Raw genomic sequence first — 22,078 nt, forward strand, 5'->3', positions numbered from 1 at the left:
TCAAACGTCCACACTTATCGACTGTTAATTTTTAAAGAACTCAATTTGGTGTTGCTAGCTGAAGAAGCGTTTTGTTCTTCAGCGAAGAGGCAAGATTATGAGGCGTTTCGCACATCTCGTCAACCCCTTCTTTTTCTCTCATCACGATGTGCTGTTCTGCGAGGGGGCGAACTATAGCAAAGGCTCCCGGGGCTGGCAAGGGTAAAATAGCCGCTTCCCAGATTTATTAAGTAGCCCATGTTTATTTCAACGACCGATAACCCGGCGCTCGCCGCCCTGCTCGACAAAGCCATCAATAACAAGACCAAGCCGCTGGGCAGTCTGGGCGTATTGGAAGTATTGGCCAAACAGATAGGCCTCATACAGAACACCCGCGAAGTCGCACTGGAACAGCCCACCATCCTGGTGTTCGCCGCCGATCACGGCATCGTGGCGGAAGGCGTGTCGGCCTATCCGCAGGACGTGACCTGGCAGATGGTGGAGAACTTCCTCGCGCGCGGCGCCGCCATCAATGTCTTCGCGGCGCAGAACAACTGCGAACTGCGCGTCATCGACGCCGGCGTCAATCACGACTTCGGCCCGCGCGACGGCCTGACCGACCGCAAGCTGGCCCACGGCACGCACAACTTCGCGCAGCAGCCGGCGATGAGCCGCGCCACCTGCGAAGCGGCGCTGGCCGCCGGCATGGCGCTGGCCGCCGAGCTGGATGGCAATGTGGTCGGCTTCGGCGAGATGGGCATCGGTAACACCACCGCCGCCGCAGCGCTGATGCATAAGCTGACCGGCATCCCGGTCGCGCAATGCGTCGGCGCCGGCACCGGCCTCTCCGCCGACGGCGTGCTGCACAAGCAGCGCGTGATCGAAGCCGCCGTCGCCAAGCACACCAGCGCCAGCGAACCGCTGGACGTACTGGCCACCTTCGGCGGCCTGGAAATCGCGATGATGGCCGGCGCCATGCTGAAGGCGGCCGAACTGCGCAAGGTGCTGCTGATCGACGGCTTCATCGTCACCAGCGCGCTGCTGGTCGCGGCGCGCATGCACCCTGCGATCCTGGACTACTGCGTGTTCTCGCACTGCTCCGACGAGAGCGGCCATCAACAGATGCTGGCCGCGCTGGACGCCAAGCCGCTGCTGCAACTGGGCCTGCGCCTCGGCGAAGGCACCGGCTGCGCGCTGGCGCTGCCGCTGCTGCACGCGGCGGTCAACTTCCTGAACCAGATGGCCACGTTCGAATCGGCCCAGGTCAGCGAAAAGTCCGAGTAGGCGGCCATGCACCAGGTCCGCCTGTTCTTCACCGCGCTGCAGTTCTTCACCCGCCTGCCGATCCCGGGCTGGGTGGGCTTCGACGCGGCGTGGCTGAACCAGGCGTCGCGTTACTTCCCGCTGGTGGGGCTGGTGGTGGCCGCCATCGCCGGCGCGACCTATGCCGTCGCCGCGTACTTTTTGCCGGCGCCTGTCGCGGCCATCCTCTCGACCGCAGCGGGCATCTACGCCACCGGCGCCTTCCATGAAGACGGCTTCGCCGACATGTGCGACGGCTTCGGCGGCGGCATGACGCCGGAGCGCGTGCTGGAGATCATGAAGGACTCGCGCATCGGCGCCTATGGCGCGATCGGCACCATTTGCCTGCTCGCGCTCAAGCTCACCACGCTGTCGATGCTGCCGCCTTTAGCCGCCATCGGCGCGCTGTTCGTCGCGCACCCGTTGTCGCGGCTGATGGCGACTTCGCTGATCTGGCGCCTCGACTACGCACGCGCCGAGGGCAAGGCCAAGCCGCTGGCGCAAAAAATGAGCGGCGCCGAATTCCTGCTCGCCGCCGTCACCGCGATCGTTCCCGCACTGGCGGTCATCGCGTTGCAATGGCTGACATGGCGTGCGCTGCTCGCCGGCGTGGCCTTGGCCGCCATTGCCACCATCTGGCTGGCGCGCAAATTCGTGCGCCGCATTGGCGGCTACACCGGCGACTGCCTGGGCGCGGTGCAGCAGGTCAGCGAAGTGATGTTCTATCTGTGCGCGCTCGGCGCGCTGCGTGCATAAGTGATCCTGGTGCGCCATCCGCAGCCGCTGGTCGCGCCGGGCGTCTGCTACGGCCGCACCGATCTCGCCGTCGCGCCGGAGCATTTGGAGCAAACGCTCGCTGCCCTGCGCGCCTCGCTGCCGGCCGGACTGCCGCTGTACTCAAGCCCACTGCGGCGCTGCGCGGAACTGGCGGCTCGCTTGTCGCCGGCGCCTATCTATGATGAACGCCTGGTCGAAATGGATTTCGGCGGATGGGAGATGCAGCCATGGGACGCCATCCCGCGCGCCGACATCGACGCCTGGGCCGGCGACGTGGTTCATTATCGGCCCGGCGGCGGCGAGAGCGTGCTGCGGATGGCCGAGCGCATCGCCGACTTTTACGCCGACCTCCAGCGCCAGCAGCCCTGCGGCAGCGACGCCATCATCGTCTGCCACGCGGGCGCGATGCGGCTGCTTGCCGCGTGCCACACTGGCCTCGCGCCGGCGGAGATGGCCCTGCATGCGGCGCGCGCCGCGCACAACATCCCCTACGGATCGACGCTGGTGCTGTGACCGCAGCGCCGCAAACCCGTATAATGGCGTCGTTTTGGTGCCCGCGCGTCTGTCCGGACGCGCAGTTAAACGGGAAACACGAAGCTTTTACAAGCCCACGTGTGCTGCCCCCGCAACGGTAAGCAAGTGTCGCGGACATCCGCGACAAACCTCCTCTGACAACCACTGTGCTCCGCATGGGAAGGTGAGGCGGTCTAATTTGCCAGCCCGGATACCGGCCAAGACAGGTGGAAGTGAGCGAACGGGATGTGCGCGACACGGACAAAGCGGGCCGGCCAGGCATCGCTCGGCCCTGCGTCTCTCCCTGTTTTCCGCTTCTGTTCACAATTGGCCCACGGGGACGTCGGCCGGTTGCTACTAAACAGAAAAAAATGATCATGACCCTACGCATCTCCCGTCCAGCGGCCCTGTCGTCGCTGGCGCTGGCCTTGGCCGCCTGCTACGCACACGCCGAACCTACCGCCGCAGACACCATCGTCGTCACCGCCACCCGCTCGCCGCAGCCGCTGGCCGACGTCATCAGCGACAGCGTCACCATCAGCGCCGAACAAATTTCGCAATCCGGCGCCGGCTCCGTCGTCGATCTGCTGCAACGCCAGCGCGGCATCGAGATCGCCCGCAACGGCGGCGCCGGCACCGCGTCCAGCGTCTACATCCGTGGCGCCAACAGCAACCAGAACATCGTGCTGGTCGACGGCGTGCGTATCGGTTCGTCCACCACCGGCGCCGCCAACTGGAGCGCGATCCCGCTGACGGCCATCGACCATATCGAAATCGTCTACGGCCCACTGAGCTCCCTGTACGGCGCCGACGCCATCGGCGGCGTGATCCAGATCTTCACCAAGAAAGGCAAAGGCGCGCCAGCGCTGACGGCCTTCGCCGGCTACGGCAGCGACCAGACCCGCGAATTCGATGCCACCCTGTCCGGCGCCACCGGCGGTGAGCACAGCTTCAGCTACGCCATCAGCGCCGGCAAGGAAAAATCGGACGGCTTCTCGGCCACCCGTCCGGGCAGCACCTCGTACAACGCGGACCGCGACGGCTACGACAAGGAAAACGTCTCCGGCCAATTCAGCCTGCAGCTGGCGCCAGGCTACGAAGCCGGCGCGCTGTTCCTGCACAGTAAACTCGACTCGCAATACGACGGCGGCGCCTCCGCCTACGATGTGCGCAGCGAAGCCAAGGTGCAAAGCGCCTCGGTCTACGGCAAGGCCAAGTTCGTGCCGTTCATCGATACGCTGCTGCAATACTCGCAAAGCAAGGACGAAGGCGCGAACTTCAGCAACGCCACCGCATCGGGCTACTCGCAGATCAACTCCAAGCAGACCGACATCACGCTGCAAAACGACATACGCATCGGCGACGACGTGCTGCAACTGCTGTACGATCACCGCAAGGAAGAAGTCGAGACCAACGGCTCCACCGCATTGAACCGCGACCGCACCACCAACTCGTGGGCGGCGTCGTACAACGCGCGCCGTGGCGCCAACCTGCTGAACGCCAGCATCCGCCGCGACAATTCGGTCTACGGTTCGAAGAACACCGGCTCGGTGGGCTACAGATACAACTTTACGCAGCAGCTGCGCGCCACCGCCAGCTACGGCACCAGCTTCCGCGCGCCGACCTACAACGAGTTGTACTTCCCGAGCTACGGCAATCCGGGCAACAAGCCGGAAGAAGGCAAGAACGCGGAAGTCGGCATGCGCTACGACGACGGCGTGAACGCCGTCAGCGTCAGCTACTATCACAACCGCCTGACCGACCTGCTGGTCAACACCACGCCTTGCCCGTTCGGCATCGCGGACTACAAAAACGGCTGCGCCTACAACGTCAACCACGCACTGCTGGAAGGCCTGACCATCGGCGGCGCCACCAAGCTGGCCGGCGTCAACCTGACCGCCAGCATCGACCTGCAGGATCCGAAGGACGAAACCACCGACAAGCGCCTGGCGCGCCGCTCGAAAAAGCACGGCAACCTGGGCGCCGACTACGGCATCGGCGCGCTGAAGGCCGGCGTCGAGCTGGAAGTATCCGGCGACCGCTTCGACGACGCGGCCAACAAGAACCGCCTCGGCGGCTACGGCCTGGTGAACCTGTACGCGACCTACGCCTTCAACCGCGACTGGTCGGCGCTGGTCCGCTGGAACAACGTCGGCGACAAGAAGTACGACCTGGCGCGCAACTACGCCACGCCAGACTCCAAGGTCTTCGCCGGCATCCGCTACGGCTACAAGTAACAGCATTAAACTAGCTACAGTATGGTGTAACCTGCCGGAAGTGATTTTTTCGCTTCCGGCGGATTTTTTTGAAAGTGGTGCATGCATTCTTTCTCACGCAACCTGCGACAGCGCGCCACCGTCACCCTGATCGGGCTGGCCCTGTTCGCGTTTGCCAGCCTGGTTTTTTCAGGCATGACCGGTTCGGTCTCGATTCCCCTTTCCGATATTCCCGCCGCAGTCAATGAACTGCTGCACGGCCAGTCCACGACACTGGCCTCCACCCTGGTCGAACTGCGCGTCAGCCGCGCCACCACCGCCTTCGTCACCGGCGCCTCGCTGTCGCTGGCCGGCGTGATGATGCAGGCCTTGCTGCGCAATCCCCTGGCCGATCCCTATGTGCTGGGCATCTCCGGCGGCGCCTCGGTCGGCGCGCTGGCAGCGCTGCTGTTCATGTGCGCCGCCTGGGTGGTCGACGCCTCCGCCTTCGCCGGCGCGGTGATCGTTTCGATGATGCTCTATATGCTGGCGCGGCGCGACCTGCGCGGCGGCACGGCGGCCGAAGGCGGCACCTCGACGCTGCTGCTGACCGGCGCCATCCTGCTGTCCGCCTGCATGGCGCTGGTGACGTTGATGCTGTCGATCGCACCCGAGAGCCGCCTGCGCAGCATGGTGTTCTGGATGATCGGCGACCTGTCCGGCGCGCCGCTGCGCTGGCTGCCATGGATCGTGCTGGCCGGCGCCCTCGCTTTCGCGCTGCGCAACGCGCGCGCCATGAACGTCATGGCCCTGCATGCCGAAGCCGCCGCCACGCTGGGCATCCGCGTCGGCTTCCTGCGCAAGGGATTGTTCTTCATTTCCGGCCTGCTGACCGCCAGCGCGGTGACCAACGCCGGCAGCATCGGCTTCGTCGGCCTGATCGTGCCGCACGCCTGCCGCTTCGCGGTCGGCCCCGACCACCGCGTGCTGATTCCGGCGGCGGTGCTGGCCGGCGGCACCTTCCTGCTGCTGGCGGACACGCTGGCCCGCACCATCATCGCGCCGCAGCAGCTGCCGGTGGGCGTGGTCACGGCGCTGATCGGCGCGCCGGTGTTCCTGTATCAACTGCATCGGCTGCGCAAATAATGATCAGCACTCATCAACTCTCCTTGAACATCGGCCAGCGCCGCCTTATCGCGAACCTGGACTGGCGCGTGCGCGACGGCGAATGCTGGAGCGTCATCGGCCGCAACGGCGCCGGCAAGAGCACCTTGCTGCGCACGCTGGCGGGCCTGCGCACGCCGGACGCCGGCCATGTCGACATCGGCGGCCGCCCGATCGCCGACTGGCCGCTGGCCGAGCTGGCGCGCCAGCGCGCCTTCCTGGCGCAGAGCCGCAGCGACGCCTTCTCCTACAGCGTGATCGAGACCGTGCTGTCGGCGCGCCATCCATATCACGGCAACCGCTATTGGGAAGACAGCGACGACCACGCCGCCGCGATCAAGGCCCTGGATGCGATGGAAGTCGCCGACCTGGCGGAGCGCGACGTGCGCACGCTGTCCGGCGGCGAACGCCAGCGCGTGGCGATCGCCGCCATGCTGGCGCAGGACACGCCGCTGCTGCTGCTCGACGAACCGGCCAACGCGCTGGACCTGGCGCATCAGGTCAGCGTCATGGGCCTGCTGGCGCGCCTGTGCCGCGAGCAGGGCAAGACCGCCGTCATGATCGGCCACGATTTGACGCTGGCGCACAGCGTCTCCACCCACGCGCTGCTGCTGATGGGCGATGGCCGCTGGCTGGCGGGCGCCACGGCGGAAGTCATGCGCGCCGATATCCTGGGCGAGTACCTCGGCCACCCGATCGACATCATCCAGCACGGCAAGCGCAGCATCTTCATCCCACAAGAGGACACCGAATGAACGACGTGAATCCAGACGAATTGAACGCCCTGAACGAACGCCACCGCGTGCGCATGGAGCGCAAGAAGGCCATCATCGACGCCAGGATCGCCGCCGCCGACAAGCAGATCGGCATCATCATCGTCAACACCGGCAACGGCAAGGGCAAGAGCTCCAGCGGTTTCGGCATGGCGATCCGCGCCATGGGCCACGGCATGAAGGTCGGCGTGGTGCAGTTCATCAAGGGCGCGATGCAGACCGGCGAAGAGAAATTCCTGCGCCGCTTCCCGGAGGAGATCAGCTTCCACGCCATGGGCGAAGGCTACACCTGGGAGACGCAGAACCGCGAGCGCGACATCGCCAAGGCGCAGCTGGCGTGGGAACAGGCGAAGCAGTTCCTGGCCGATCCCGATATCGGCCTGGTGCTGCTGGATGAACTCAACATCGCGCTGAAGTACCGCTACCTGGATGTGGAAACCGTCATCAACGACCTGCTGGCGCGGCCGGCGATGCAGCACGTGGTCGTCACCGGCCGCGGCGCGCCGCCGGAGCTGATCGCCATCGCCGACACCGTCACGGAGATGGAAGTCGTCAAGCACGCCTTCAAGGCCGGCATCGTGGCGCAGGCGGGGACCGAGTGGTGATGTCGACACACATTGACGTCAAGGCGCTGCTGGTGGCGGCCGTGGCCTCCGGCCAGGGCAAGACCACCGTGACGGCGGCGCTGGCGCGCAAGCTGGTCCGCATGGGCAAGCGCGTGCGCGTGTTCAAATGCGGGCCGGATTTCATCGATCCGATGCTGCTTGAACGCGCCAGCGGCGCGCCGGTGCGGTCGCTGGACTTGTGGATGGTCGGCCGCGACCTGTGCCGCGACCAGCTGGCGCAAGCCGCCGCCGAGGCGGACGTGATCCTGATCGAAGGCGTAATGGGGCTGTACGACGGCACGCCGTCATCGGCCGACCTGGCGCGCGAGTTCGGCGTGCCGGTGATGGCGGTGATCGACGCCGCCGCGATGGCGCAAACCGCCGGCGCGCTGGTGCACGGCCTGCGCGACTACGGCCCGGTCGAGATGGCCGGCGTGATCGCCAACCGCGTCGCCAGCGAAGGCCACGCGAAAATGGTCGCCGCCTCGCTGCGCGACATTCCGCTGTTCGCCACCCTGCCGCGCCAGGCCCGGTCGCTGCCGGAACGCCACCTCGGCCTGGTGCTGCCGGGAGAAGTCAGCGATATCGACACGCTGCTCGACAACCTGGCCGACCAGCTGGTGTTCGACGAAGCGGCGTGGGAACTGTTGCGCCCCGTCCGCATCGAGATCCCGCCAGCGCCAGCCGCGCCGGCACACGCTCCGCTGATGGCCGGGAAAACCATCGCCGTCGCGCGCGACCCGGCCTTCATGTTCATCTACCCGGCCAACCTGGATACATTGCGCTCGCTCGGCGCGACGCTGACATTCTTTTCGCCGCTGGCCGACGACGCCGTGCCGGCCGAAGCCGACGCGGTCTATCTGCCGGGCGGCTACCCCGAGCTGCACGGCGAGGCGCTGTCGCAGGCCGATGCCTGGCAGGCATCGATCCGTTCGGCCCATGCGGCCGGCGTGCCCATCGTCGCCGAATGCGGCGGCATGATGGCGCTGGCCGATACGCTGGCCGACAAGGAGGGCGCGATCTGGGACATGGCCGGCCTGCTGCCGGGCGCGGTGGCGATGCAACCACGCCTCGCCGGCCTCGGCTCGCAAGGACTGGCAACGGAACAAGGCGTCCTGCGCGGCCACACCTTCCACTACTCCAAACTGGAGACCGCGACCGCGCCGGCGGCGTACACTATCAAACATCCCTCCGCTATACAGGGAGAGGCCTGGTATCGCGTCGGTTCGCTGACGGCCTCGTATTTTCACGCTTATTTTCCATCCAACCCGGCGGCGGTCGCCGCCTTGTTCTCACGGAGTGAGTCATGACTCGTACACTGGTTCTAGGCGGCGCGCGCTCGGGCAAGAGCGCCTACGCCGAACGTCTCGCCGCCGAAACCGGCAAGGAAGTGGTCTACATCGCCACCGCCACCGCCGGCGACAGCGAAATGACGGCGCGCATCGCGCACCACCGCGCCGGCCGTCCGGCCGAATGGATCACCGTCGAGGAGCCGCTGGCACTGGGCAACCAGCTGCTGCGCTGGTCTTCGCCCGACCGCGTCATCATGGTCGACTGCCTGACGCTGTGGCTCAGCAACCTGCTGTTCAGCGGCGGAGAGGATTATCCGGAAGTCGGCGAAATCGTGTTGCCGGCGCTGTTCCATGAACAGCACGACATGCTGGCCAGCGCGCTGACCAAATGCGCCAGCGATGTGATCCTGGTCTCGAACGAAGTCGGCCTGGGCATCATGCCGATGGGCGCCGTCTCGCGCTGCTTCATGGACGAGCAGGGACGCCTGAACCAATCCGTGGCCGCGATCTGCGACCGCGCCATCTTTGTCGCCGCTGGGCTGCCGCTGGTGCTCAAAGGCGCGCCGTGCTGAGTGGGTTGAGCTTTTTCGCCATCGCCTGGCTGATGGTGGCCGGCGTGGTGCTCGACCTGATGCTGGGCGAAGCGCGGCGCTGGCATCCGCTGGTCGGCTTCGGCAATCTGGCGATCGCGTTGGAGCGCCGCTTGAATCGCGGCGATTCCCGTTTCCTGCGCGGCGCGCTGGCGTGGACGCTGGCCGTGCTGCCGTTGGCGGCGCTGGCCGCGCTGCTGATATGGGCGCTGAACATCCAGGCCGCGCAGGCCGCCGCCCACGCCGTCATGCTGTACTTCTGCCTCGGCCTGCGCAGCCTGCGCGATCACAACCTGCCGATCGCCGACGCGCTGGCACAAAACGATCTTCCCAATGCCCGCCTGCTGACCGCCCGCATCGTCAGCCGCGATACCACCAGCGCCAGCGAAGTGGAGCTGACCAAGGCCAGCGCCGAATCGCTGCTGGAAAACGGCAACGACGCCGTCTTCGGCACGTTGTTCTGGTTCATCGTCGCTGGCGGCCCGGGCGCGGTGCTGTTCCGCATGGCGAACACGCTCGATGCGATGTGGGGCTACCGCACCGCGCGCCTGCTGCAATTCGGCTGCACCGCCGCGCGCCTCGACGACGCGCTCAATTACATTCCCGCGCGCCTGACCGCGCTGTCCTACGTGCTGCTGGCGCCCGGGCTGGAAGGCAAGCGCCGCGCATGGCGCTGCTGGCGCGCGCAGGCACCGGCGTGGAGCAGCCCGAACGCCGGCCCGGTCATGTCCAGCGGCGCCGGCGCGCTCGGCGTGCGGCTGGGCGGCGCCGCCATCTACGACGGCGAAGTCGAACACCGTCCACCGCTGGGCGCGGGCGAACCTGCGACCGGCGCCGACATCCGCCGCGCCTGGGAGCTGGTCGCGCGCGCCACCATGCTCTGGCTGGCGGTGGCCTGCGCCTGCGCGGCGCTGACGAGGTACGTCCATGCTTGAACACGGCGGCAATCTGCGCGACGCCGCGCTGCGCTTCGGGCGCGACGACTGGCTCGATCTGTCGACCGGCATCAACCCGCACTGGTATCCGGCGCCTGCGCTACCGGGCAACGCGTGGCACCGGCTGCCGGAAGCCGATCCGGCGCTGGCTGCCACCGCGGCCGCCTACTACGGCGCGCCGCGGATGCTGCCCGTGGCCGGCACGCAGGCGGCGATACAAACCTTGCCCCGGCTACGCAAGCCGTCGCGCGTGACGGTGTCGGCGCCCTCCTATGCGGAACACGCGCACCACTGGAGCGAGCACGGACACACGCTGACGCAGACGCCGTACGAGGAGCTGGAAGCGGCGGTTGCACACAGCGACGTCATGGTCGTCATCAATCCGAACAATCCTACCGGCGCCGTGGTGCCGGCCGCGCAGCTGCTGCGCTGGGCCGACCAGCTGGCGGCGCGCGGCGGCTGGCTGGTGGTCGATGAAGCCTTCGGCGACACCGGGCAGCACAACAGCATCGCCGCGCACAGCGGCCGTCCCGGCCTGATCGTGCTGCGCTCGGTCGGCAAGTTCTTCGGCCTGGCCGGCATCCGCCTCGGCTTCGTCGCCGCGCATCCCGACCTGCTGCGCGGCCTGGCCGACCTGCTGGGCCCCTGGACCATCAGCGGCCCGGCACAGCACATCGCGCTGGCCGCCCTGCGCGACCAAGCCTGGCAGGACGATACGCTGCGGCGGCTGCACGCCGACGGCGAGCGCCTGCAAGCGCTGCTGGCGGCGCACGGCATCCAGTCGTCCGGCACGCCGCTGTTCCAATGGTGGGCGGAACCACGCGCGGAAGAATTCTGGCGCCACATGGCGGAACGCGGCATCTGGATACGCCTCTTCAAACAAGCTGCACGCGGCGTCCGCCTCGGACTGCCGCCCGACGAAGCAGGCTGGCTGCGCCTGCGTACAGCCCTCACCGAATGGACCACTCAATGAACAAAGCAACGATCCTCATGCTGACCGCCTGCGCCACCCTGTCGCTGGCCGCCGCAGCCGCCGGTGCCGCCATCACCGTGCGCGACGACGACGGCAATGTCGTCACACTGCAAAAGCCGGCGCAGCGCGTGATCGCGATGTCGCCGCATGTGACGGAGCTGCTGTTCGCTGCGGGCGGCGCGGACAAGATCGTCGGCGCGGTCACCTACAGCGATTTTCCGGAAGCGGCCAAGAAAATCCCGCGCGTCGGCGACAACCGCCAGATCGACATGGAACGCGTGATCGCCATGAAGCCGGACCTGATCGTCATCTGGATGCACGGTAACGTCGAGCGCCAGATCGAGATGCTGCGCCAGCTGAACGTGCCGCTGTACCACAGCGAACCGCTCAAGCTGGAAGGCATTTCCGAGAACGTGGAACGTCTGGGGCAGTTGATGGGCACCGAAAAAATCGCGCAACCCGCCGCCGCCGAAATCCGCAAGCAGTTCGCCGCGCTGGGCAAGCAGTATTCGACACGCCCGCCGGTGCGCCTGTTCTATCAGGTCTGGGACAAGCCGCTCTACACCCTGAGCAACAAATCCATCGTCAGCGACGCGATTCAATTGTGCGGCGGCGTGAACATCTTCGCCGACCTGAAAGTGACCGCGCCCGTCGTCAGCGTGGAGGCGGTGTTGCAGGCGGACCCGGAAGCCATCGTCGGCACCAGCGAAAAGGATTACGGCAGCGTCGACCTGTGGCGTCCCTACCCGACCATGCAGGCGGTGAAGAACGACAACCTGTTCCGGCTGGAGGGCGAACTGCTGAACCGCGCCGGCCCGCGCATGGTCGCCGGCGCCACCGCGCTGTGCGAACGGCTCGAAACGGCGCGCAAGCACCGCAAGAACTGACATGCGCTTCCCTTACACCACCCTGATGGTACAGGGCACCACCTCGGACGCCGGCAAGAGCACCGTGGTCGCCGCCTTGTGCCGCCTGCTCAAGCGCCGGGGCGTGCGCGTGGCGCCGTTCAAGCCGCAGAACATGGCGCTCAACAGCGCCGTCACCGCCGACGGCGGCGAGATCGGCCGCGCCCAGGCGCTGCAAGCCATCGCCGCCGGCCTGGCGCCGCATACCGACATGAATCCGATCCTGCTCAAGCCATCGAGCGACATCGGCGCGCAAGTCATCATCCACGGCAAAGTGCGCGCCGAGATGAACGCGCGCGACTACCACCAGTACAAGACCGTGGCGATGCAGGCGGTGCTGGAATCGCACGAGCGCCTGCTGGCGCAGTACGACAGCATCATCGTCGAAGGCGCCGGCAGTCCGGCCGAGATCAACCTGCGCGACCGCGACATCGCCAACATGGGCTTCGCCGAAAAAGTCGACTGCCCGGTGATCATCGTGGCGGACATCGATCGCGGCGGCGTGTTCGCGCATCTGGTCGGCACGCTGTCCTGTCTGTCGGAGAGCGAACGCGCGCGCACCATCGGCTTCGTCATCAACCGCTTCCGTGGCGACATCAAGCTGCTGGAGCCAGGCCTGGAATGGCTGGAGCGGCAGACCGGCAAGCCGGTGCTGGCGGTGCTGCCATATCTGCACGGCCTGTTCCTCGATGCGGAAGACGCGGTGCAGGCGGTGCAGGCCGAACGCGGCGCCTTCCGCGTCGTGGTGCCCAGCCTGCCGCGCATGAGCAACCACACCGACTTCGACGCGCTGCGCGCCCATCCCGACGTCGACCTGCGTTTCGTTCGCCAGGGCGAAGCCATCCCCGCCGCCGACCTGATCATCCTCCCCGGCAGCAAGAACACGCGCGGCGACCTCGATTGGCTGCGCGCCCAGGGCTGGCCGGAAGCGATCGCGCGCCACCTGCGCTACGGCGGCAAGGTGATCGGCGTTTGCGGCGGCTTCCAGATGCTGGGCCGCAGCGTCACCGATCCGCTGGGCATGGAGGGCAAGGCCGGCGAGTCGCCCGCCCTCGGCCTGCTCGACATGAGCACCGAAATGACGAGCGACAAACGGCTGGAGCAGGTGGAAGGCGTCTGCGCCTTCGACGCGGAAGGCGCCAGCGTCAGCGGCTACGAGATCCACATGGGCATCTCCACCGGCGCCGCGCTGGCGACGCCCGCCTTCATCATCGCAGGCCGCGCGGAAGGCGCGCGCTCGGCGGACGACCAGATCCTCGGCACGTATCTGCACGGGCTGTTCGACACGCCGCAAGCCAGCGCCGCGCTGCTGCGCTGGGCCGGCCTGAACTCCGACCATACGGTGGACACCAGCGCGTTGCGCGAAGCCAGCCTGGATCGCATCGCCGACGCCACCCAGCCCTTGCTTGACGCCTTGATCGCATTGAAAGCATGAACCCGCACGCCTTCACCGACGCCGAAATGGCAGGCGTCTACCGCGCCATCCGCGAACGCCGCGACGTGCGTCATTTCAAACCGGGGCCGCTGGAACCGGGCCAGCTGCGGCGCTTCATCGAAGCCGCCCACAACGGCCCCAGCGTCGGCCTGATGCAACCATGGCGCTTCATCCGCATCGGCGATCCCGCGCTGCGCGCGGGCATCCACCAGCACGTGAACGAAGAACGCATCAAGACCGCCGAAGCGCTGGGCAAGCGCGCAGAGGAATTCATGCAGCTCAAGGTGGAAGGCATCCTCGCCTGCGCCGAGGTGCTGGTGGTCGGCCTGATCGACAAGCGCGACGAATACGTCTTCGGCCGCCGCACCATGCCGGAAATGGATCTCGCCTCCGCCTCCTGCGCGCTGCAAAATTTCTGGCTGGCCGCGCGCGCCGAAGGCATAGGCGCCGGCTGGGTGTCGATGTTCGATCCGCAGCGGCTGCGCGAGATCTGCGGCATGCCGGATGGCAGCCAGCCCATCGCCGTGCTGTGCGTCGGCCAGGTGCACGAGTTCTACACCGCGCCGATGCTGGAACTGGAGCGTTGGGACAAACGCCGCCCGCTCGCCGACATCATGTTCGAAGACCGCTGGGACAACCCCGCCGCCGCACCTTAAGCGCCGCCGCACTCCTCGATCCTGCGATTGCCCGGCCCCGCCCGCGTGCGCAGGCTGCGCTCCGTCGCGGCGGTGAACTCGTGCTTGAACACCGTGTCCACAAAGCGCCAGTCGCAGCGCACCTGCTCGTGGCTGGCCGTGACGATCATGTAGCCACGCTTGCTGGTCTGCGCGTAGTACAGCGGCTCGATCAGATCGACCATCATGCTGGCCACGTCCTCGGGATCGCGGCCCGGGTAAGATCCCTCCATCCCCGGCGACGATACCGACGCGGTGGCGAATTCCACGCCGACCTGGCGACCCTGCGCATCATGCAGATCGCTGGCCCACGCGTTGTGGGTATCGCCAGCGAGCACCACCAGGTTCTTGCGGTGCTGGCGCATCATCTCGAACACCTGTTCGCGGTCGCTCTGGTAGCCGTCCCACGAATCCAGGTAGCAGGGCAAGGTCGGCGCGGCCAGCCAGCGCTGTTCCTTCTCGTTGACGCAGGACGGATCGGCCGCCGCGCGCTGCTTCAGCGCGCAGTAGTCGCTGCTGCTGCATTCGCCCATGACCACGGCGCCCGGATACTCCATGCGCGCCATCAGCACCTGCTGGCCCAGCATCTGCCAGCGCGCACTCGACTGCCTGACGCGTCCCTCCAGCCATTCCATTTGCTCGCGGCCCAGCATCTGCCGGCGCGGCGAGCACACGTCCTGTCGATACTTCTCCGCATCGAAGCGCTTGTTCTCGTCGTAATAGGACGACAGCATCAGCTGCTGGTCGCGCGCGATCACCCGCGTATCCAGCATATGCAGCGACACCACGCCGCCGAAATCGAAGGAGCGGTAAATCTTGTCCGGCGCCGCCGCATCCGGCAAACGGATCGGCATCCACTCGTGATACGCGGTGATCGCCGCCTGCTTGCGCAGCGCGAAGGGACCGAACTCGCTGGCCTTGTGATCGATCGATCCATCGCGCCAGGTGTCGTCGGCCAGCTCATGGTCGTCCCAGACCGCGATGAAGGGCATGGCCGCATGCACCGCCTGCAAATCCGGATCGGAGCGATACTGCGCATAGCGGCGGCGATAGTCGTCGAGCCGCAGCAGCAGGTCGCGCGGCTCCGACACGCGGCCCAGCGTCTCGGCATGTTCGCAGGCGTAGCCGGTGCTTTCGTATTCGTAGATATAGTCGCCGATGTGCAGCGCGGCGTCGATATCGTCCTGGCGCGCCGCGTCGGCGTAGACGTTGAAATAGCCGGACGGGTAGTTCGAACAGGAGAACACCGCCAGCCGCACCTGACGCGCATCGGACCGCGCCAGCGTCTTGGTGCGGCCCACCACCGACTTCCGGCCATCGGCCGCGAACTGATAATAGTAGACATGCCCCGGCAGCAGGCCGGCGGCATCGATCTTGACCGTGTAGTCCTGGCGCGCCGAGGCCAGCACGCTGCCTCCCGCCACCAGCGTCCGCATCGCCGGATCGGTCGCCATCTGCCAATGCACCGCGATGTCGCTCCCCGCATCGGCGCGATGCGGCGTGACGCGGGTCCACAGGATCACGCGGTCGTTGAGCGGATCGCCGCTGGCCACGCCGTGCCGGAAGCCGGCGGCGGCGCCCTCGTCGAAACCAGCGGCGGTGCTGGTGCAGCCGCCCAGGCCCGTGGTGCCCGCGCCGAGCAGCGCGGTCGATGCGGCCATCTGGCGGATAAACGTACGGCGTCCCGGAGGTTTGGCGTCCATGAGCGCAAGTTACGCCCGATACGTGACGCGCTTATGACCGTCCGGTTTCTTTTGTGTGACAATCGGGGGCATGAACCCATCCGCCGCCAAGACCTATCTGCCCTGGGTGGTAGCCACCGCGCTCTTCATGGAGCAGCTGGACTCCACCATCGTCAACACCGCGATTCCCGCCATGGCGGCCAGCCTGAACGTCACGCCTCTCAGCTTGAAAGCCGTGGTCACCAGCTACATCCTCAGCCTCGCCGTCGCCATTCCGATCAGCGGCTGGATGGCCGACCGCTTCGGCACGCGGCGCGTCTTCATGAGCGCCATCGCCATCTTCACCGTCGCCTCGGTGCTGTGCGGGCTCTCGGTCAACTCGCCGATGCTGGTCGCGGCGCGGCTGCTGCAGGGCATCGGCGCGGCGATGATGATGCCGGTCGGACGGCTGGCCATCATCCGCACCTTCCCCAAGAGCGAGCTGCTGTCGGCGATGAACTTCGTGATCATCCCGGCGCTGATCGGCCCCCTGCTCGGTCCCACGGTCGGCGGCCTGATCGTGCACTGGATGTCGTGGCGCGAGATCTTCTTCGTCAACGTGCCGGTCGGCGTGGCGGCGATCTACCTCGCGCACCGCTACATGCCGGACTATCGCGGCGACGGCGTGCGTCCGCTGGACATGATCGGCCTGGTCTTGTTCGGTACCGGGATCGCGCTGCTGTCATGGCTGCTGGAGGTGTTCGGCGAACACAAGCTGGATGTGACCTCGGCGGCGGTGCTGTTGCTGATCGCCTGCTGCCTGCTGGCGGCCTATGTGTGGCACGCCAAGGATGCGCCGTTTCCCCTGCTGCGCCTGGCGCTGCTGAAGATCCGCACCTTCCGCGTCTCGGTCGGCGGCGGCTTTGTCACGCGCATCGGCGTCGGCGGCCTGCCCTTCCTGCTGCCGCTGCTGTACCAGCTGGGCCTTGGCCTGCCGGCCTGGCAATCGGGCTTGCTGATGATGCCGTCCGCCGCCGCCGCGATGGGCATGAAGTTCATCTCGGTGCGGGTGCTGGCGCGCTTCGGCTATCGCCAGGTCCTGACCGTCAACACGGTGCTGATCGGCCTGACCATCAGCATGTACAGCTTCGTCCAGCAAGGCACGCCGATCATCGCCATCGTGATGATCAGCCTGTGCCTGGGCTTCTTCAATTCGCTGCAGTTCTCCAGCATGAACAGCATCGCCTACGCCGATGTCGACAGCGCCGATTCCAGCATGGCCAGCACCATCGCCAGCTCGATGCAGCAGCTGTCGGCCAGCTTCGGGCTGGCCACCGGCTCGCTGATCACCGGCTGGTTCCTCGGCGACCTGCCGCAGTCCAACCGGCTGGCGCTGACCTCGGCGCTGCACCACGCTTTCATCGCGCTGGCGGTGTTGACGCTGCTGTCGTCGCTGACCTTCTGGACCTTGCGCAAGGAAGACGGCGAATCGATCAGCAAAGGCAGCGCTTAGGCGGCCGGCGATTTCCCCGCGCGGCGGCGTGCGATCGCCGCCACCAGACCCAGTCCGGCAAACAGCATCGCATAGGTGGTTGGCTCTGGCACGGCGGTGATCGAAGTGTAGGTACCGTCGAAGCTGTAGCGGGCGGCCAGGCCGTCGATGTGCGTGGCGCCGACCAGCAGCAGGAAGGCGGCGTCCGACGAGTAATCGCCCAACAGGCGGAAGGCGTAGGCGCCAGATGCCGCCTCGGTGAACGACAGCGTCTTGCCGCCGACGATGGCGCCCAGCGCGCCGAAGGTCAGCGACGAGCCGCCCAGCAGCACCGACGAGTCGTCGCTCAGCGACAGGCTGGCGAAACTCTGGCCGTTGGCGCCGCCGGCGTTCGTCAGGCGCAGCGTGCCGCCGTTCAGCAGCAGCGCGCTGTCGGCGGACAGGCGGTTGGCGCCGACCAGCGTCAGCGTGCCGCCGCTCAGCTGCGTCGCGCCGGTGTAGCTGCTGACGCCGGAGAAGCTGACATCGCCGCTCTGGATCTCGACCTTGCTGAAGTTGGAAATCGCACCGGCGTAAGCGAAGCTGTTGCCCGCGCCCGGATTGACCGCCATGGTATTCGCGCCGCCGCTGCCGCCGTTGATGCTGCCGGTGATGACGCCGCCGGTGATGGTCAGGCTGTTGCTGCCGCTGCCCATCTCGATCGCCTTGCCGCTGCTGCTGCCGTTGATGATGCCGGCGTTGACGATGACGGTGTTGTCGGCGCCGGTCTTGATCGCGGCATTGACGCTGCCGCCGCCGACGATGGAGGCGCCGGCCTGGTTGGTGATGCTGACCTTGAAGCCGCTGGCCGCGCCGACGGCGACAATGGCGGAATCGCTCTGGCCGCGAATCAGGCCGCCGGTCTGGTTGGTGATGATGGCGTTGCCGTACAGGCCTTCGCGCAGGCCGTTGCTGCCGCTGATGTCGTTGCCGGCCAGCGTGATGCCGCGTCCGACCGCGTTGGTGTTGCCGGCGTTGACCAAGCCCTCGATGGTGCCCGAGTTGTCAATGGTACCGCCGCCGACGCTGATGCCTTCGCTGAAGGCCAGACCCGCGCCCGCTGCGCTGAAGGCGTTGACCGAGCGGATGATGCCGGTGTTGGTGATGTTGGCGATGCCGTCCACATCGAGGCCGTCGCCGTCACCGGTCACGCCGTTGCCGCTGATGGTGCCGTGGTTGACGATGAGTGCCGATTGCTTGCTGTTGAAGCCATCCAGGTTGATGCCGGAACCGTCGATGCCGCGAATGACGCCGCCGGCCTGGTTGATCACGTTGACCACGAAGGTCGACGACGCATCCAGCTGGCCGCCGGTGATGCCATGACGGCCGCCTTCGATCAGGCCGGTGGCGCCGTTGACGATCTGCGCGCCGGAATTGTTCTGCATATCGATACCGTCGTTGCTGTCGCCGCCGGCGGTCACGGAGATGATGGTGCCGGAGTTGTTCACCACGCCGTTCACGCCGGTGCGGACCGCGTCCGCCTTGACGGCCTTCAGCAGCGCGCCGGCAAAGTTGTTGACCACGTTGGTGCCGGAGCTGATCGCGTTGAAGTCCACCGCCTGGCCGCCGCTGGTGGCGTTGAGCGAAATCATCGAGCCATAGTTATTCAGCGTCACGCCGGACTTGCCCTTGTTCATCTGGATCACATCGGCGTCGGCCGTCTGTATCAACGCGGCGCTGTTGCTCGCGCTACCGTTGTTGATCACCAGGCTGGTCACGGCGCTGTCGTCGCGGATGGCGCGGCCGGAGCCGGTCTGATTGATGGTGCCCAGGTTGTTCAGCTGAACGTTAGCGCCGGACACCGTCACCGCAACCCCACTGCCGCCCACCGTCAGCGAACCGCCGGCGGCGATGTTGCCGCTCTGCCCTGCGGTCAGCGTTTGCGCGGTGGTGCCGGCGCCGTTGATCGTAAAATCAGCTGCCGATGCGGCGACCGGCAGCGCCGCGACCAACAGCAAGAATTGAATGGCGGAGGAGGATTTCGGCAAGGCGAGCTGCATGGTTTGTCCCGTTTGTGATGTGAGCAAACTTCCAATATCCCATAAAATTATGACAAGCTTGTGACGCCGTTGTTACAGCGCCCGATGGCTGTGCGCGGCCGCGCGAAGCTGATAAGCTGCGCGGCATTTGGATCAACCGGGAGTAATCATGCAGAAAATAGCCGCCGTCGTCACGGCCATCGCCACCGTGACGCTCGCCGTCGCCGCATGCGCCATCGCCTTCGGCCACAAGGCGCCTAGGCTCGACACGCCTTACCAGGCGGTGGCGCTGATGAACGGCCAGATGTTCTTCGGGAAAATGGAGGAAGGCGGCAGCGACTACGTGACGCTGCGCGATGTGTTCTACATCCAGGGGCGGCAGAATCCGGAAACCAGGGCGGTCACCAGTGTGCTGGTCAAGCGCGGTGGCGAAGCGCACAATCCGGACCGCATGCAGATCAACCGCCAGCAGGTGCTGTTGATCGAACCGGTGAAGACCGATTCGCAAATCGCCAAGCTGATCGCCGAGCAGAACGCGGCACATTAAACAAGGCGGGCGGTTTCGCAACCGGCCCGCCTTTGATTCTTAGAACGTGTTCAGCGCCTTGGTGAACTTGATCAGCCACAGGCGGCTAGGGCGTTCGGCGTCGGTGCCGCGCGCGACGCGGATCGTGTTCCCGGCGGTACAGCCTGCGCTGCTGCTGGTGATGATGGCGCCGCTCGCATCGATATTGCACTTGGTGACATCGGCATCCTCCACCGCCACGCCGGCGGCGGTGTAGACCTTGGTCTTCATGCCGAAGTCGTTGTCGTTGGCCAGCGCGAGCGTGTTGCCGTCGACGATGGTCAAGCCCTCCGCCTTCTCGGCCAGCCAACCGATCGCGTTCAGATCCAGCAGCAGGGTTTTCTTCAGCGTCGTCACCGATTTCCAGTCGGCGCCGTTGACCGCCACGCCACCCATGCTGCTCTTCTCCAGGTCGGACGTGGTGACGTTGTAGCCGGCGGCCGCGATATTGGTCGCGCTGCCGATCTCCACCAGCATCAGCTTGTTGAACACCTTGCCGCTCGGCGCCGCGCCCTGCTCGATCACGATGAACTTGCCGTTGCCCAGCGCGACCACGTCGCCCAGCTTGGCGTTGCCGGTGCGGCCGTCCTGGTAGTCGGCCGCGTCCAGCGGATAGGCGTACATCTTGCCCGAAGTACCGGTGGTCGGATCGAATTCCATCCAGCGCGTGAAGCGCGCGAAGCGTTCGATCGCCTCGCTCTTGCCGGTCACCGAATAGCTCGCGTTGCCGTCGGTCAGCGGGCTTTGCAGGAAGCCGTGCAGCTTGTCGGTGCTGGTGTCCAGCGCCAGGCCTTCCATGCCGCGATTGGCGCGCCGCTTCAGGAAGATATCCGGCAGGCCGCTGCCCGGCGCGTACTTGTTGAGGATGATGCCGGTGGCCGGATCGATCTTGACGATGAACGGACCGTACTCGTCGGACACCCACAGCACGTTGCGCTTCTTGTCGACCACGATGGCCTCGCTGTCGAGGCCGCCGGCGTTGAAGGTGGCCTTGCTGTTGGCGTCGTACTTCATCACATCCATGACCGGCAGCTCGGACGAGTTGCCGACCGCGCCGGGCGCCACCGGCAAGCCGGAGGCGTTGACGCTGGCCGATACCTTGATCGGCGTCGATGAGATCAGCACCGCGCCGTTCTTGCCGACCGTGATCACGCCGAAGGCCGGCGCGAAGCTTGGCGACGGGAAGATCTTGGCGCCGGTGACGCCGCCGCCGCTCAAGGCCGGCAGGTTCGGGCCGTCACCGTTCGGGCCACGGTCGGTCAGGCCGTAGAACTCCATGTCGCCGTTGGCGTTGGTGCCCTTGAAGGCGATCGACGAACCGTAGGATGGCAGGAAGCCCAGCGGGAACTCCTCCTTCACCTTGGCGTTGCTGCCCTCGTACGGAATGTAGAAACTGCTGGCCGCCTGCATCTGGTAGCGCGTCACGGTGACGGCGACGGCGCCCAGCGGCGTGGTCTGGCTGAACGTCTCGTTGACCGGCGTACCGACCTTGGAGGCCAGCGTGTCTTCGAAGTGCTCGCGCACCAGCGCGCGGCGGCTGTCGTCGACGCTGCGGGCGACGTACTTGGCGCCGGCGGCGGTCAGGTTGGCGCCCAGCGCGGTGTTGAAGGCGGCGGCGGCGGCCGTGAAGTCGGCGCTCTTGGCGGCCAGCGCGGTTTTCACCTCGGCGGTCAGCTTGATGCCATTGGATGGGTCGCTGTCGTCATCCAGCAGTTGCAGGGCGAGCAGGCGGTTGACCACTTTGGCGTCCTTGATGTCGGTGACGCCGGCCAGTTGCAGCGGCGTGATGGTGGCGGCGCAAGCGGCGCTGCCCAGCGCGATCCCGCCAATGCTGAAGCTGACGGTGTCGCCAGCATAGCATGTGAACTCGCCCTTGGCGGTTGTGCTGGACTTGGCGGCGGTGCCGGCGACATAGTCCAGGTTCTCCACCGCGCCATCCAGGAACACGCCGGTGATCGACGGTTTGGCTGGCGCATTGTCGCTGCTGTCTCCACCACACCCCGCCAGGACGGAAAACACGGCGAGCGACAATAAGGAATATTTGTTCATGCTGGGAGCCCTCAATTGGAAAAAGGGCAAGTCTAGCTACAATACGTTACACGCCGATGACAGACGAAAAAAAGCCCGCTCAGATCACTGAGCGGGCTTTTTTAATATAACTAGCTTGACGATAACCTACTTTCACACTGGTTGCAGCACTATCATCGGCGCAGAGTTGTTTCACGGTCCT

The 22,078-nt window shown here is 66.3% G+C and carries 19 protein-coding genes and 1 riboswitch; of the genes, 16 read left to right on the forward strand and 3 right to left on the reverse strand.

Going from position 1 to position 22,078, the window contains the following annotated elements; genetic code table 11:
- The first annotated feature begins 237 nt into the window (after window positions 1-237).
- The 14 genes from cobT (at window position 238) to bluB (ending at window position 14,094) form a co-directional block, all read left to right on the forward strand.
- A complete protein-coding gene (cobT, locus tag GW587_RS30585; RefSeq protein ID WP_166108687.1) occupies window positions 238-1,263 on the forward strand; it encodes a nicotinate-nucleotide--dimethylbenzimidazole phosphoribosyltransferase in 1,026 nt (341 codons plus the stop codon).
- Window positions 1,264-1,269: 6 nt separating this feature from the next.
- Window positions 1,270-2,037: an adenosylcobinamide-GDP ribazoletransferase gene (locus tag GW587_RS30590; protein WP_166108688.1), complete on the forward strand. Its 768-nt coding sequence runs from the start codon at window positions 1,270-1,272 to the stop codon at window positions 2,035-2,037.
- Window positions 2,038-2,571 carry a histidine phosphatase family protein gene (locus GW587_RS30595; protein WP_166108689.1) on the forward strand — a complete coding sequence of 178 codons (534 nt, stop codon included), beginning with the start codon at window positions 2,038-2,040 and terminating at the stop codon, window positions 2,569-2,571.
- A gap of 18 nt (window positions 2,572-2,589) precedes the next feature.
- Window positions 2,590-2,808: riboswitch (cobalamin riboswitch) on the forward strand.
- A gap of 140 nt (window positions 2,809-2,948) precedes the next feature.
- The gene (locus tag GW587_RS30600; RefSeq protein ID WP_166108690.1) at window positions 2,949-4,808 is read left to right on the forward strand and encodes a TonB-dependent receptor domain-containing protein; all 1,860 of its coding nucleotides are present in this window, start codon (window positions 2,949-2,951) and stop codon (window positions 4,806-4,808) included.
- An 81-nt stretch (window positions 4,809-4,889) separates the two neighbouring features.
- On the forward strand, window positions 4,890-5,912 hold the full coding sequence (locus tag GW587_RS30605; protein WP_166108691.1) for a FecCD family ABC transporter permease: 1,023 nt from the start codon (window positions 4,890-4,892) through the stop codon (window positions 5,910-5,912).
- On the forward strand, window positions 5,912-6,685 hold the full coding sequence (locus tag GW587_RS30610) for an ABC transporter ATP-binding protein (protein ID WP_166108692.1): 774 nt from the start codon (window positions 5,912-5,914) through the stop codon (window positions 6,683-6,685). Before GW587_RS30605 ends, GW587_RS30610 begins: the two co-directional genes overlap by 1 nt.
- Window positions 6,682-7,308, forward strand: coding sequence for a cob(I)yrinic acid a,c-diamide adenosyltransferase (gene cobO, locus GW587_RS30615; RefSeq protein WP_166108693.1), 627 nt, complete (start codon window positions 6,682-6,684; stop codon window positions 7,306-7,308). The genes GW587_RS30610 and cobO overlap by 4 nt, the downstream gene beginning before the upstream one ends.
- Window positions 7,308-8,618: a cobyrinic acid a,c-diamide synthase CobB gene (locus GW587_RS30620; protein WP_166108694.1), complete on the forward strand. Its 1,311-nt coding sequence runs from the start codon at window positions 7,308-7,310 to the stop codon at window positions 8,616-8,618. Before cobO ends, GW587_RS30620 begins: the two co-directional genes overlap by 1 nt.
- The gene (gene cobU, locus GW587_RS31570; protein WP_166108695.1) at window positions 8,615-9,172 is read left to right on the forward strand and encodes a bifunctional adenosylcobinamide kinase/adenosylcobinamide-phosphate guanylyltransferase; all 558 of its coding nucleotides are present in this window, start codon (window positions 8,615-8,617) and stop codon (window positions 9,170-9,172) included. Before GW587_RS30620 ends, cobU begins: the two co-directional genes overlap by 4 nt.
- Entirely contained in the window at window positions 9,166-10,125 is a 960-nt protein-coding gene (cbiB, locus tag GW587_RS30630) for an adenosylcobinamide-phosphate synthase CbiB (RefSeq protein WP_166108696.1), read from the forward strand. The genes cobU and cbiB overlap by 7 nt, the downstream gene beginning before the upstream one ends.
- Complete coding sequence (cobD, locus tag GW587_RS30635; RefSeq protein WP_166108697.1) at window positions 10,118-11,098, forward strand: threonine-phosphate decarboxylase CobD; 981 nt, start codon at window positions 10,118-10,120, stop codon at window positions 11,096-11,098. The genes cbiB and cobD overlap by 8 nt, the downstream gene beginning before the upstream one ends.
- Entirely contained in the window at window positions 11,095-11,985 is an 891-nt protein-coding gene (locus GW587_RS30640) for a cobalamin-binding protein (RefSeq protein ID WP_166108698.1), read from the forward strand. The genes cobD and GW587_RS30640 overlap by 4 nt, the downstream gene beginning before the upstream one ends.
- A gap of 1 nt (window position 11,986) precedes the next feature.
- Complete coding sequence (locus GW587_RS30645; protein WP_166108699.1) at window positions 11,987-13,438, forward strand: cobyric acid synthase; 1,452 nt, start codon at window positions 11,987-11,989, stop codon at window positions 13,436-13,438.
- The gene (gene bluB / locus GW587_RS30650) at window positions 13,435-14,094 is read left to right on the forward strand and encodes a 5,6-dimethylbenzimidazole synthase (protein WP_166108700.1); all 660 of its coding nucleotides are present in this window, start codon (window positions 13,435-13,437) and stop codon (window positions 14,092-14,094) included. Before GW587_RS30645 ends, bluB begins: the two co-directional genes overlap by 4 nt.
- Here the strand turns inward: bluB and GW587_RS30655 are convergent.
- A complete protein-coding gene (locus GW587_RS30655) occupies window positions 14,091-15,815 on the reverse strand; it encodes an alkaline phosphatase D family protein (protein WP_166108701.1) in 1,725 nt (574 codons plus the stop codon). The genes bluB and GW587_RS30655 overlap by 4 nt on opposite strands.
- Before the next feature lie 70 nt (window positions 15,816-15,885).
- Here GW587_RS30655 and GW587_RS30660 point away from each other — a divergent pair, with 70 nt between their 5' ends.
- Complete coding sequence (locus tag GW587_RS30660) at window positions 15,886-17,286, forward strand: DHA2 family efflux MFS transporter permease subunit (RefSeq protein WP_166108702.1); 1,401 nt, start codon at window positions 15,886-15,888, stop codon at window positions 17,284-17,286.
- Here the strand turns inward: GW587_RS30660 and GW587_RS30665 are convergent.
- Window positions 17,283-19,304, reverse strand: a complete 2,022-nt coding sequence (locus GW587_RS30665; protein ID WP_166108703.1) for a beta strand repeat-containing protein — start codon at window positions 19,302-19,304, stop codon at window positions 17,283-17,285. The two genes, GW587_RS30660 and GW587_RS30665, sit on opposite strands and share 4 nt — an antisense overlap.
- A 148-nt stretch (window positions 19,305-19,452) precedes the next feature.
- Between GW587_RS30665 and GW587_RS30670 the strand changes: the two genes are divergently transcribed.
- Window positions 19,453-19,830, forward strand: coding sequence for a hypothetical protein (locus tag GW587_RS30670; protein WP_166108704.1), 378 nt, complete (start codon window positions 19,453-19,455; stop codon window positions 19,828-19,830).
- 39 nt (window positions 19,831-19,869) lie between these two features.
- Here GW587_RS30670 and GW587_RS30675 read toward each other — a convergent pair whose 3' ends face one another.
- Window positions 19,870-21,897 carry an esterase-like activity of phytase family protein gene (locus GW587_RS30675; protein WP_166108705.1) on the reverse strand — a complete coding sequence of 676 codons (2,028 nt, stop codon included), beginning with the start codon at window positions 21,895-21,897 and terminating at the stop codon, window positions 19,870-19,872.
- Window positions 21,898-22,078: the final 181 nt, after the last annotated feature.

This window comes from Duganella aceris, assembly GCF_011090165.1.
GTDB lineage: Bacteria > Pseudomonadota > Gammaproteobacteria > Burkholderiales > Burkholderiaceae_D > Rugamonas > Rugamonas aceris.

What these genes read in the sequence shown, in the direction of transcription:
- GW587_RS30610 (WP_166108692.1), top strand. Translation starts at nt 5,912, where the DNA reads ATGATCAGCACTCATCAACTCTCCTTGAACATCGGCCAGCGCCGCCTT.
- GW587_RS30660 (WP_166108702.1), top strand. Translation starts at nt 15,886, where the DNA reads ATGAACCCATCCGCCGCCAAGACCTATCTGCCCTGGGTGGTAGCCACC.
- GW587_RS30645 (WP_166108699.1), top strand. Translation starts at nt 11,987, where the DNA reads ATGCGCTTCCCTTACACCACCCTGATGGTACAGGGCACCACCTCGGAC.
- cobU (WP_166108695.1), top strand. Translation starts at nt 8,615, where the DNA reads ATGACTCGTACACTGGTTCTAGGCGGCGCGCGCTCGGGCAAGAGCGCC.
- bluB (WP_166108700.1), top strand. Translation starts at nt 13,435, where the DNA reads ATGAACCCGCACGCCTTCACCGACGCCGAAATGGCAGGCGTCTACCGC.
- GW587_RS30600 (WP_166108690.1), top strand. Translation starts at nt 2,949, where the DNA reads ATGACCCTACGCATCTCCCGTCCAGCGGCCCTGTCGTCGCTGGCGCTG.
- GW587_RS30605 (WP_166108691.1), top strand. Translation starts at nt 4,890, where the DNA reads ATGCATTCTTTCTCACGCAACCTGCGACAGCGCGCCACCGTCACCCTG.
- cobT (WP_166108687.1), top strand. Translation starts at nt 238, where the DNA reads ATGTTTATTTCAACGACCGATAACCCGGCGCTCGCCGCCCTGCTCGAC.
- GW587_RS30655 (WP_166108701.1), bottom strand. Translation starts at nt 15,815, where the DNA reads ATGGACGCCAAACCTCCGGGACGCCGTACGTTTATCCGCCAGATGGCC.
- GW587_RS30675 (WP_166108705.1), bottom strand. Translation starts at nt 21,897, where the DNA reads ATGAACAAATATTCCTTATTGTCGCTCGCCGTGTTTTCCGTCCTGGCG.
- GW587_RS30665 (WP_166108703.1), bottom strand. Translation starts at nt 19,304, where the DNA reads ATGCAGCTCGCCTTGCCGAAATCCTCCTCCGCCATTCAATTCTTGCTG.
- GW587_RS30670 (WP_166108704.1), top strand. Translation starts at nt 19,453, where the DNA reads ATGCAGAAAATAGCCGCCGTCGTCACGGCCATCGCCACCGTGACGCTC.
- GW587_RS30620 (WP_166108694.1), top strand. Translation starts at nt 7,308, where the DNA reads ATGTCGACACACATTGACGTCAAGGCGCTGCTGGTGGCGGCCGTGGCC.
- GW587_RS30640 (WP_166108698.1), top strand. Translation starts at nt 11,095, where the DNA reads ATGAACAAAGCAACGATCCTCATGCTGACCGCCTGCGCCACCCTGTCG.
- GW587_RS30590 (WP_166108688.1), top strand. Translation starts at nt 1,270, where the DNA reads ATGCACCAGGTCCGCCTGTTCTTCACCGCGCTGCAGTTCTTCACCCGC.
- cobO (WP_166108693.1), top strand. Translation starts at nt 6,682, where the DNA reads ATGAACGACGTGAATCCAGACGAATTGAACGCCCTGAACGAACGCCAC.
- cobD (WP_166108697.1), top strand. Translation starts at nt 10,118, where the DNA reads ATGCTTGAACACGGCGGCAATCTGCGCGACGCCGCGCTGCGCTTCGGG.